This window comes from Clostridium sp. UBA2485 (assembly GCF_002341865.1).
In the GTDB taxonomy this organism is placed as follows: Bacteria; Bacillota; Clostridia; order Clostridiales; family Clostridiaceae; genus Clostridium_J.
The window spans coordinates 15,284-28,624 of sequence record NZ_DDOV01000082.1; the positions used below are offsets into that span (position 1 = coordinate 15,284).

Annotated in this window: 3 protein-coding genes; all 3 read right to left on the reverse strand. The window is 32.5% G+C overall.

The annotated features are described in order from the left end of the window. Window positions 1-13: 13 nt before the first annotated feature. On the reverse strand, window positions 14-9,373 hold the full coding sequence (locus tag B3603_RS17240) for a non-ribosomal peptide synthetase (RefSeq protein ID WP_291567208.1): 9,360 nt from the start codon (window positions 9,371-9,373) through the stop codon (window positions 14-16). A 26-nt stretch (window positions 9,374-9,399) separates the two neighbouring features. Further along, window positions 9,400-11,097, reverse strand: a complete 1,698-nt coding sequence (locus B3603_RS17245; RefSeq protein ID WP_291567210.1) for a condensation domain-containing protein — start codon at window positions 11,095-11,097, stop codon at window positions 9,400-9,402. Next, window positions 11,088-13,341 (reverse strand): non-ribosomal peptide synthetase (locus B3603_RS17250; RefSeq protein WP_291567212.1); only part of this gene is annotated, 2,254 nt, incomplete at its 5' end. The genes B3603_RS17250 and B3603_RS17245, both read right to left, overlap by 10 nt.

Below are 13,341 nucleotides of genomic sequence, written 5' to 3' on the forward strand. Positions count from 1 at the left end.
ATTACTCCCATATCTATTTCTTAAAGCTATTCCCTACTGCACGAATCAAATTTATATAGTTATTAATCAGTTTCTCTTGTCTTTTACCATCCATCCTACGCGCATCATAATCAAATGCGAACTCTATACCATCTTCTTGATCCCAAACCTCCAAAACCATATCATAAACCTCAGTAAGCTTTCCTGATAGCGATAACCTATCCTTTTTATAAAATAACGGAAGAACATCTCCATTATTTTTAACTTGCTTACACTCTAAAATCTCCTTAATATCATACCTATTCGGATCTTTAGTCTCATGCTGAACTTGCTCCACTAGGCTTATGAGACCAGGTATATCCTCGACATATGTCATATCCATATCCAAGGCTGTTACTTCACCCTGCGTCTTAACCATTGCCTGCACAGTTATTTTTGGAGTCTCTGATACCTGTGAAATCATGTATGCATATAGTGAAAGTAAAATTCCATACGTATCTGTATCTGCGTGCTGTGCTACAGTAGTTATTTTTTCATATAATTCTCCAGTCAGATTGAATTCAAATGTTGAATCTTCATAATCGCCATCTGCCATATATTCTTCTGGAAGCTTAACATAAGTAAAGGATATTTGTCGATTCTCTTTTTCTGCATTTTCATCAATATACTCTGCCAGCTTTGAAATGGTTGGGTATGCGAAAATATTAGCTACTGTTACTTTTCCAGGAAAGCACTTTTCAATTTCAGTATGCATCTGCAAAATAAGCAGAGAATTACCTCCTAAATCGAAGAAACTTTCATCAATACCTACTCTCTCTACTCCAAGTACTTTCTGCCATATTTCTACCAACTTCTTCTCTATGTCACTCTTCGGTGGAACATATTCAACTCCTACCTGGATATTTCCTATTGCATCGGGAAGCGCCCTTATATCCACCTTGCCGTTGGATGTCAGCGGCAGCTTATTTATTTCTACAAAATAGGAAGGTATCATATAATCCGGCAGAAACTTGGAAAGATACTGTTTTAGTTGTGTTACGAAGAGCTGTTCTTTCGAAACGATATATGCACAAAGATATCTGTCATTTGAACTTCTCTCCCTCATTACCACTACAGCTTCTTTTATACTTACATGCTTTAAAAGCTGACTCTCTATTTCCCCTAGTTCTATTCTAAAGCCTCTGATTTTAACCTGATTGTCAGCCCTCCCCAAATATTCCATATTACCGTCAGGTAAAAACCTTGCAAGGTCTCCTGACCGATAAAGCCTTTCTCCTGGTTTATATGGATTTTCTACAAATCTTTCCGCAGTAAGCGCACTCCTGTTCAAATACCCTCTACCAACTCCATCTCCACCTACAAACATTTCTCCTGCTACTCCAACAGGAAGAAGTCTGCTATTTTTATCCATAATATATACCGTAGTGGTAGGAATCGGTTTTCCTATATTGCTCGTATTGAGCTCCATATCCTTATCCGTTACCTCATGAAAGGTCACATGAACAGTTGTCTCCGTTATTCCGTACATATTGATTAGCTTAGTATTGGTATACTTCTCTTTCCATTGTTTAAGCATCAACGGCTTTAAAGCTTCACCCCCAAATATTACATATCTCAACATTAGTTCTCTATCATTGGCTTTCATTTCCTCATTAATAAGGTTGTAGAAGGCAGAAGGCGTCTGATTTAATACTGTCACTTTATGCTTCTTCAGTAGTTCTAAATACATACCTGTGCTTCGGGCTATTTTTTTCGGAATCACTACCAGTTTTCCCCCGTATAAAAGCGCCCCATACATCTCCCACACAGAAAAATCAAAGCATGCTGAATGGAACATGGTCCATATATCCTGTTCACTAAAGTCAAACTGCAGGCTATCATTGTATATAAGCCTTACAACATTAACATGTTCGATCATTACCCCTTTAGGCTTTCCAGTTGTTCCTGAAGTATATATTACATAGGCCAAACTTGATGGTGTACATATATTTTCCAAGTCTGCAGCCTCACCGCTATATATTGATTCATCTTCTACGCATATGCTTATTCCTTCAAATTGAACCGTATCCAAAAGATTCTTCTGGGTAAGAAGTATTTTCGCACCACTGTCCTGAAGCGTATAATGAATTCTATCATCTGGGTACTCAGGATCAATTGGAAGATATGCACCACCAGCCTTTAATACGGCAAGCATTCCAACAATCAATTCTATAGAGCGCTCCACCATGACTGCAACTATAGTATCCGGGCAAATACCCTTGCTCCTCAGAATTCTTGCCAACTGGTTCGCTCTATCATTTAGCTGCCTGTAATTCAACTGCTGATCCTCGAACACCAAAGCTATGTTCTCAGGTGTTTTTTGTACTTGTTGTTCAAATATCTGGTTAATTGTCATTTCTGAAGGATATGTGCAACTTGTATCATTAGGCGCATAAAGCAACTTCATCTTTTCTTCCTGTGACAGTAAATCAATATCTTTTATCCTTATATCTACATTCTCTGTTATGATGTCTAATAGGCTTTTAAAGTGACTATACAATCTAGCAATTGTTTCTCTTTTGAAAAGTTTCGTGCAATATTCTAGAATTATATCAATACCAGCACCCTTCTCTTCTGCAATAATTGTAAGATCAAATTTGGAGATGTTACTTTCTACTTCATATGGCACAAACTTAAATGTATCTGTTTCCATATCCCTGGTATCCATATTTTGAAGAACAAATGCAATATCAAATAGAGGATTTCTGCCTATGTCCCTACGTATATCTAGCTTTTCAAGCAATGTTTCAAACTGATATTCCTGGTTATCATAAGCATCAAGAGCATTTTTCTTTACTTCTTCAATAAATTGTTGGAAAGTCTTGCTGCCTTCAGGATAATTTCTCATGGCAAGTGTATTTACAAACATGCCGATTATTCCCTTTGAGTCTGCATGGGATCTCCCGGCAATAGGAGAACCAATAATAATATCCTCCTGACCAGTATATTTGTAGAGTAGTACATTAACCGCAGCAAGCAGCACCATATATAAAGTGGCTCCGTTTTGCTTGCAAACCGCTTTTAGTCTATCTACAAGTTCCTTTTCTAAGCTGAAGGTGATACTAGAACCTTCAAAGCTCTGTACATGTGGACGAGGATAATCATAAGGCAAATTAATTACATTTAGATTGCCTTTAAGAACCTCAAGCCAATAAGCTTCCTGTTGCCTTATTACTTCAGTTTCAAATAATCTGTTCTGCCATGCCGCATAGTCTTTATACTGTATTTTCAAAGGAGGCAATGATTTACCTTCATAAAAAGCTATCAGTTCTTCCACTAATATCCACATTGATATCCCATCTGATATAATGTGATTCATATCAAATAACAACCGATGCTTATTGTGTGAAATTTTCACGACCTGTGTCCTTATAAGAGGAGCTTTGCTTAAATCAAATGGCCTGATAAAATCTTTGGCTACTCTTTCAAAATTTTCCTCCCTTTCTTCCAGATAAATCATATCAAAATCTACAGACTCATGTACCTTTTGCTTTACCTCGCCCTCTTGCAGTTCAAAGGATGTTCTAAGTGCCTCATGTCTTTCAATCAACATACAAAATGCTTCTTGCAATCTTTCCGCTTTAAAATCACCTAAAACCGTAAAACACAGTGGATTGTTATAAGCTGTTGATGCCCCTTCTATCTGATTGATAAAAAACATTCTCTTTTGTGCCGAAGAGCAATCATAATACTCCTTCTTCTCTAAGATCTCAATTTCTGTTTCTCTTTGCTTTGCTGTAGCATCTATAAAGTTTGCTATTGTTTCTATGGTCGGATACTGGAATATTTCCTTTGTTCCTAAGGTTACATCCATTTCCTTACGCAACTTTGATACAAGCAATGTAGCGCTGAGGGAATGCCCACCAATATCAAAGAAATTATCTTTTATGCTTATCCTATCCTTAATATTAAGGACTTCCTTCCACATTGCTACTAACTGCTCCTGCGTTCTATTAGCTGGTGCAGCATATTCCCCTTTTTTGAGGTTATTTTTTTGAGACCCTTCCATACTTTGCAGTGTTCTTCTATCTATTTTGTTATCTTGTGTAATAGGCATACTATCAAGGTTGACAATCTCCTGGGGAATCATATAATGTGGTAGCAAACCTAAAAGGTATGTCTTGAGTTTTACATTATCCACTTCACCCTCTGATACAATATAGGCATAAAGGCACTTAATCCCTTGAAGGTCTTTCTTATCTAAAACTACAGCTTCTTTCACCTGAGAATACCTTCGCAAGCATGCTTCAATTTCTCCCACTTCTACAGAATAGCCCTTTATTTTCACCTGGGAATCCTTTCTACCTAAAAACTCAATGTAAGCAATTTCATTGCAACCACTAGGTCTTCGCAGAACACCATAATCATCAGTTTTATGTAAATATCCCTGTTCAGAATTCCAGATGAATGTATTTGTCGTCCTCTTGTCATCATTCCTATAGTTAGTTGCAGGACCAGCACAACCAATGTATAGTTCTCCTGGCACACCAATAGGACACAACCTTTTGTTGCTGTCTAGCACAAAGAATTTCTGATTAACCAATTGTATGTCATAAGGTATGCTCTTCCATTCATTTTTCATCTCCATAATTGGATAATGAATTGACCATATGGAACCTTCCATTGCACCACCTAAGCTTACCACCTTGGCATTCTTAAAATGATCTTTTATCTTATCTGACCGCCTGATTGGTATCCAGTTACCGTTAAGAAGTACAAGGCGGAGGTTATAATCTGAAAAATCACTATTCATTCTGCTGATCATCCTGTCCATAATAACAGGCGCTGAACTCCACACAGTTATATTTTGTGTCTTAAGAACTTCGTAAAGTACATTGGTATCCCTCTGATCGGGAACTTGTACAAGTGCAGCACCAGCACTCAATGCGCCGAATATATCATATACAGAAAGCTCAAAACAAAGTGGAGACAATCCTATTATCTTGTCCTTCTCATTAATATTGAATTTACGATTTATATTAATGATTGTATTTACTGCTGCCTCATGGGTAATCACAATACTCTTTGGTTTTCCTGTACCACCTGAGGTATATATAACATATGCCCCAACCTCAGCAGATCCACCTGTCATTATATCCTCTAATGGATAAGAAGACACGACCTGCTCCAGTTCTTCAGATGCCTCTAACATAAGTCTGCATCCGCTGTCTGCCAGTATATAGTCAGCTCTATCTTGCGGATAGTTCGAATCTATAGGAACATAACACCCTCCAGACTTTAATATACCTAACAAATTGATTATTGTTCCAGGGCAACGTTTTTCTAAAAGACCGACTGCTTCTCCAGGCTTCACTCCATGTGCCTTAAGGTAATGGGCTACCTGATTTGATTTCACGTGTAATTCTGAGTAGGTTAATACTTCTTCGCCGCATATCAATGCTTCATTATGCGGAGTCTTTTTTACCTGTTCTTCAAATAGTTTATTAAGAGTTTTATACCTGTCGCAACTATCTTCGATATTATTATATTCAAATAATATGAGGTTTCTTTCATCCTCAGAAAGCATATCAACTTCTCCTAGCTTTATACGCGGATCTTGAGTTACTCTTTCCAATATATTTTCAAGATGCCCCATCATACGTTTTACAGTTTCTTCTTTAAAAAGTTTTGTAGCAAAATTCATTACAAACCGTATGACATCATTATCTTCAAATGCTTCAAGCTGCAGATCAAATTTAGATACCTTACTACCAAACCTAAAGGGACTTATCCTTGCTCCATCAATCTTTATCTCACTGTTAAGTGTATTTTGCAGCACAAACATGACATCAAACAAAGGATTTCTACTCAAATCCTTTGGTATATCTAATTTTTCCACAAGCTTTTCAAATGGATACCTTTGATTTTCATAAGCATCTAAGGTATTTGCTTTCAGCTCTCCGAGAAAATCTATAAATGTTTTGTCATCAGTAGGATAGTTCCTAAGAGCAAGAGTATTAACAAACATACCAATGAGATTTTGCAGATCTATGTGATTTCTCCCAGCAACTGGTGTTCCAACTATAATATCATTTTGTCCAGTGTATTTATATAGTAGTACATTAAAAGCTCCTAACAGCACCATTTGCAATGTAGTGCCAGTATCACTTGCTAACTTTTTTAACTTTTGAGTTAAGTTCTTTTCTAAGGAGGTTTCTATAGTGCTTCCTTCAATTTCACGTATAGTTGGTCTAACATAATCTGTAGCAAGATTCAAAACAGGGAGTTCACCCTTGAAGCATTCCATCCAGTACCTTTCCTGCTGTTTCATAACAGTTTGCTCCATTTGCTTATTCTGCCAATAGGCAAAATCTTTGTACTGTATGCTAAGCTCTGGCAACTTCTTGCCTTCGTAAATAGAAACAACCTCTTTTACCAATATATCCATGGAGATACCATCAGCTATAATATGATGCATGTCAAAAATAAATATCTGCTTTTTATAAGCTGAATCGCCATCAGCAAGTTCAATAATTCCAGCTCTTAAAAGAGGACCTTTGCTTAAATCAAATGGTTTAATAAAATTACTAATAATTTCTTCGACTTCCTCATATACTGCATTATATCGAACCAGTTCAAAAGCTACATCTTTGTTTACCCTTTGCATTATATCTAAGTCCACCTCATGAAAGGAACTTCTCAGAATTTCATGACGACTTATAAGAGTTCTAAATGCGTCCTCCAGTTTTTCCACATTAAGCTTGCCTTCTATTTCCATTGCTCCTGATATATTATAATTTGTACTTTCTTCATCAAACTGTTGCAAAGTATACATCTGACTCTGAGATGAAGACAGCTTATAATACTCCTGCTCTGGAATAGGTTCAATATTCTCTTGCCTACTTTCACTTAAATCTTCAATGACCTTTGCCAGTTCCTTTATTGTAGGGTTCTTGAAAAGCTCCTTTATCGGTACTTCTACATTCATTTCTTTATGAGCCTTTGAGACCAGTGTTATTGCCTTTAAAGAATGTCCTCCAAGATCAAAGAAATTATCATTTATACCAATCTTTTTAACACCTAATACTTCACTCCATATTTTTGCTAAAGCTTCTTCAATTTCATTTCTTGGCGCTTCATATTCAGTTAAAGTTGTATCTAAGTTTGGTTCTGGAAGTGCTCTTCTATCAAGCTTTCCATTGGTTGTAAGAGGCATTTTTTCTAGTTCCATAAAGTAAGCTGGAATCATATATTCTGGCAATGTTTCTTTTAAGTACCCTTTTAGATCTAACTCCTGAAACTTTTTATCACTTACAACATATGCACATATATATTTTTCCCCATCTTTGTTTTCCTTAACTAAAACCGCTGCTTCTTTAACATCTTCATGCTCTAATAACCTATTTTCTATCTCTCCAAGCTCTATTCTAAATCCCCTTATTTTAACTTGGTTATCTATTCTTCCCAAGAACTCTATATTTCCATCGGGTAACCATCTTGCTAAGTCTCCTGTTTTATACATCTTAGTTCCTGGTTCAAATGGATTTTCTATAAATTTTTCTCTCGTTAATTCTTCTCTATTCAAATAACCTCTAGCTAATACATCTCCACCTATATAAATTTCGCCGACTACACCTATAGGTAAAAGTTTATTATTGATATCTAATATATAAATTTTAGTATTACTTATGGGTTTTCCTATTAACACTGAATTTCTATACTTATTTCTATAGTTATACTTATGAACAATGCATCCTACTGTAGCTTCAGTTGGACCATATTCATTTATTATTTCTATTTTATTCTCAAACAATCCACTGATTTGTTTAGCTAATTTTTCTGTTAAGGTTTCTCCGCCTACAATAAGTCTTTTAATTGATTTATTTACAGTTTTTATTTCTTTTAGTAAGCTCAGATGTGCTGGCGTTAATTTAATTACAGACTGATTTTCTCCACTAAATACTGCTTTTGTAAGACTATCAGGCTCTGTTTCATTATATATAATAATGGATTTTCCACTAATCAATGGCGTAAAAACAGATGTTACTGTTAAATCAAAAGACACAGAAGTATATAATGGCATATATAATTCTTCTTCAATAGAGTAGTTATTCTTTGCATATTCAACATAATTATTTAATGTTCTATGTTCTATCATTACACCTTTAGGATTACCAGTAGTTCCTGATGTGTATATAACATATGCTAAATTAGTTGAGTAATTTATTTTATTTAGGTTACTTGAATCATTTATAAATAGGTCTTCATTAAATACATCAATAGATTCACCGTTAAACTCTACATTTTCTACAAATTTCTTTTGGCTTAATAATAGTTTACTTCCACTATCACTTAGCATATATTCTATTCTTTCCTTAGGGTAGTCTAGGTCTATAGGTAAATAAGCCCCTCCTGCTTTTAGAATTCCCATTATTCCTACTATCATCTCTATGGATCTTTCTAACATTATTCCTACTATTGAGTCAGCCTTAACAGCTTTATCTCTTAACACTCTTGCAAGACTATTCGCTCTTTCATTTAACTCTCTGTAAGTTAAACTCTTATCTTCAAATACTACTGCAATATTGTCTGGCATTTTTTCTACCTGAGCTTCAAATAACTCATATATTGTTTTATCCTTTGGATAATCTGCCTTTGTATCATTAAATTCAAATAATATCTTATTAGTATCATCTTCAGATAATATTTTTATATCTTTAATCTTCTTATTATAATTATTTAAGACATCTTTCAAAGCCGTTATGTAACTCTCATATAAAGCTTTAACAGTAACTTCTGTTATTTTATTAGAATTATATACAATCTGTATATCTATTGATTTATCTTCCATAGGGTAAAGTAAAAATGATAACTCATTTTTATTTGACTCACATATATAGTCAACATCCTTATCCTCATGTATACCTTTCATGCATATACTTATTGGTGTTAACTCCATTACGTCATTAGATAACCCATTTTGTACTAATGCTTTTGAATTTAAATAAGCCTGATTTTTATAGTTATTTAACACTTTAGCTTTAATAGAGCCCATATACTCTAAATATGTCATTTCATGGTCTATGCAAGACACTAATGGCAACAATTTATTTATATGCATATTTGCTCTAGCATTTTGATTACTATAACAAGGTATTCCAATTACAATATCATTTTTCCCCATATATTTAGATAAAGTAATTTTTAGTGTTGATACTAAAAAGGTGTATATCAAAAGACTATTATTCTTGCATATATCACTCAATTTGTTTCCATGCTCTTTATCAAATATTCCTTTATATATACTTTTTTTATATGGAGATTCGTCAGAATAATCCCATATAAACTTTTCATTATCTTTTAAGTTCTTAAATTGTTCATTCCAATAATTTAAATCTTTCTTCTCTTTCTCCATAAAGTTTATGCCTCCCTCAAACATACTTATATATTAAATTGCTCTTCTAATATATCTAACGCCGAGTTATCATCAAAATATATTTTTGAACATTCTAAAATTATATTATCTATAGTTATTTCTTTGTCTATTATTATTATTTGTAGTATATCAACATACTCTTTTATCATCATTTCTATAGTGCTTTTATTATAAAGATTAGTAGAATATGTTAATATTAAATCAATTACTTCCGGTTTTTCTTCCAATGTTAAGTCAAAATCTACCTTAGATGACTTTACTTTTATATCATAAGGTTTAATTGAAAATCCATCTAGAATTTTTTCCTTCTTGTCAAATACATTAATAGAATTGAACATAACATCAAATAATGGATTTCTACTTGTATCTCTTCTTACATCTAGCTTATCTACTAAAGCTTCAAGCTGATAGCTTTGATTTTCATATGCTTTTAATGAGTTTTCTTTTACTTCTTTTAAGAAATCTATATATTTCTTATCCCCTTGAGGTTTATTTCTTAAAGCTAAAGTATTTACAAACATACCCATTATGTTTTCAAGGTCTGCATGTGATCTTCCAGCTATTGGTATTCCTATTACTATATCTTCTTGTCCACTATATTTTGATAAAAGTATGTTGAAGGCTGATAGTAACACCATATGCATTGTAGTTCCTGTTTCTTTTGTAAGTTTTCTCAATTTTAAGGTTGTTTCTTCACTAAGTTCAAAACTTACACTGCTTCCTTCAAAGCTTTGCATAGCTGGTCTTTCATAATCTATAGGGATATTTAGTACCGGTATTTCATCACTGAATTGATTAATCCAATACTCCTCTTGTTTTTTCATCTCTTCTGATTTTAAGAGTTTATTTTGCCATGCTGCGAAATCTTTATATTGAAGTTTTAAGTGTTTTAAATCTTCTTCATTATATAACGCTATAAATTCTTTCATTAATATGTTCATAGATACACCGTCTGATATTATGTGGTGCATATCTATTAATAAATAAGTTTTTTCTCTTAACTCTACAAGCTCTACTCTAAATAATGGAGCTTTTTCTAAATCAAATGGCCTTACAAATTTATTTACTATATCATTTATGTTTTTACTTTCTTTTCTGACTAATAGTTCAAATACATAGTTATTTTGTAATTTTTGTATTATTTCACCATCATAAGTTTCGAAATAAGTTCTTAATACTTCATGTCTTTGTGTTAACTTACTAAAAGTTTCTCCTATTTTACCCTTGTCAACTTTCCTTTCCAACTCAAAAACTGCTGACATATTGTAAGCTGTGCTATCCTTATCAAATTGTTGAAGCATATACATTCTCTTTTGAGCTGAAGATGCTTCATAATAATCTTTTTCTTCTACTTTTTCTATCTTTGAATAAAGATTTTCCTCTACATTTTCAATGAATTTACTTAGTTCTTTTATTGTTGGTGACTTAAATAACTCCTTTAATGGTATTTCTTTATTTAGTTTCTTATGAATCTTAGACATAAGTACTGTTGCTTTTAAAGAGTGTCCCCCAAGTTCAAAGAAGTTATCGTTTATTCCTACTTTTTTAACGCCTAATACTTCACTCCATATTTTTACTAAAGCTTCTTCAATTTCATTTCTTGGCGCTTCATATTCAGTTAAAGTTGTATCTAAGTTTGGTTCTGGAAGTGACCTTCTATCAAGCTTTCCATTGATTGTAAGATGCATTTTTTCTAGTTCCATAAANNCCCTTTTAGATCTAACTCCTGAAACTTTTTATCACTTACAACATATGCACATATATATTTTTCCCCATCTTTGTTTTCCTTAACTAAAACTGCTGCTTCTTTAATATCTTCATGCTCTAATAATCTGTTTTCTATCTCTCCAAGCTCTATTCTAAATCCTCTTATTTTAACTTGGTTATCTATCCTTCCTAAGAACTCTACATTTCCATTGGGTAGCCATCTTGCTAAATCTCCTGTTTTATACATCTTTGTTCCCAGTTCAAATGGATTATCTATAAACTTCTCAGCCGTTAATTCTGATCTATTTAAATAACCTCTTGCTAGTCCATCTCCTGCTATATACAACTCTCCGGGCACTCCTATAGGCATCTCTCGATTATATTTATCCATTATATATAACTTATAATTAGTCATTGGCTTGCCTATTGGTATAGTTGACAATTCATTTATTCTTTTAGGATCTATTAAAAAAATACTTGAATCAACACAACATTCTGTTGGACCGTATACATTACTTATATACGGTTTATAATCACTTTTCATAAATTTATAAAAATCTTTTATAGTACTTAGTGATAGTGATTCTCCCCCTATTATATAATGCTTAATTACTGAATTCTTGTTTTTAAATAAGTTACTATTCATTATCATTTTTATATGCATTGGAGTACCATCAGTAATTTCAATCTTATTTTTTTCATAATATTGCAGTAAAACTTTACCATCTCGCCTTGCTTCTTCATCAACTATATACAAACTATGACCATTTAATATTGAGGCAAATATTTGTTTTACAGATGCATCAAAATAATAAGGTGATACTAACCCAACTCTAAGAAATTTATCATATCTATAATAAATATTTTTATTCAATTCTAGTATTAGATTGATTAAACTCCTATGTTCTATCATTACTCCCTTCGGATTTCCAGTTGTACCTGAGGTGTATATAACATATGCTAAATTATTTGAGTTACTTATCTTATCTAGATTACTCAGACACTCATTATTAAATAAGTCACATTCAAATAAATCTATAACATCACCATCAAATTCTATAGTTTCTACTAATGTATTTTTACTTAATAAAACCTTGCTTTCACTATCTTTTAAAATATATTCTATTCTTCCTTTAGGGCTGTCTGGATCAATTGGTAGGTATGCTCCTCCAGATTTTAAAATTCCTATTATTCCTATTATCATTTCTAGAGATCTTTCTACCATTATTCCTACTATAGAATCAGCTTGCACACCTTTACTTTTTAACACTCTTGCCAGTTGATTTGATTTTTCATTGAGTTCTTTATAAGTTAATTTCTTGTCTTCAAATACTACTGCTACATTATTTGGTGTTTTTTCTACTTGTTCTTCAAATAATTCTTGTATTGTCTTATCTCTTGGATAATCTATTTTTGTATCATTAAAGTCATATAGTATTTGATTTTTTTCTGCCTCTGATAACAAATCTATGTTGTCTATAGAAATGTTAGGATTATTTAATAAATTTTCTATAATCCTTTCTAGGTAAACGCCTAATTTCTCAACTATACTTTCATCTATTGATAAGCTATTAAAACTGAACTTAAATTCAATTCCATAAAAAGTTAATATCTCTAAAGCCATATTATAGTTTGTTTGCCCTACAATTGAAAACTCATCTACAGATAACACATTTTTTTTGTTTGAACCAAAATCTAAAGGATAATTTTCTATAGTAACTATTGAATTAAAAAGCTCTTCATTAACTTTTGCCCCACAATACTCTTTTATATCGATTAAAGATGTATTTTCAAAATCTTTTCTTTCATTAAGACTTTTATCTAAAGAGTTAATTAATTCTATTAATGTAGTTTTCTCATCATACTTTACCCTTAATGGTATAGTATTTATAAATAATCCTACCATTTTATCTATAGAACTTATCTTTTCTGGCCTTCCTGAAACTGTTGTACCAAATAAAACTTCCTTTGAGTTATTAAATTTCTGAAGTAATACTCCCCAAGCTCCATATAATATTGATGATAATAAAACCTTATTTTTTTTTGAAAAATTTTTAATTTTATTTGCCTTAATATCATCTATCTTGTATGATATTTCTTTATGAATTCCTACTTCTTTACAACTAAAATAATCATCCTTATCATCTAATTCCCATAGATAATTTGCCCAATATTTTTTCTCATCTTCTTTATTTATAGAATTTAAATATTTAATAAACTGACTAAACTTTGTTTTATTA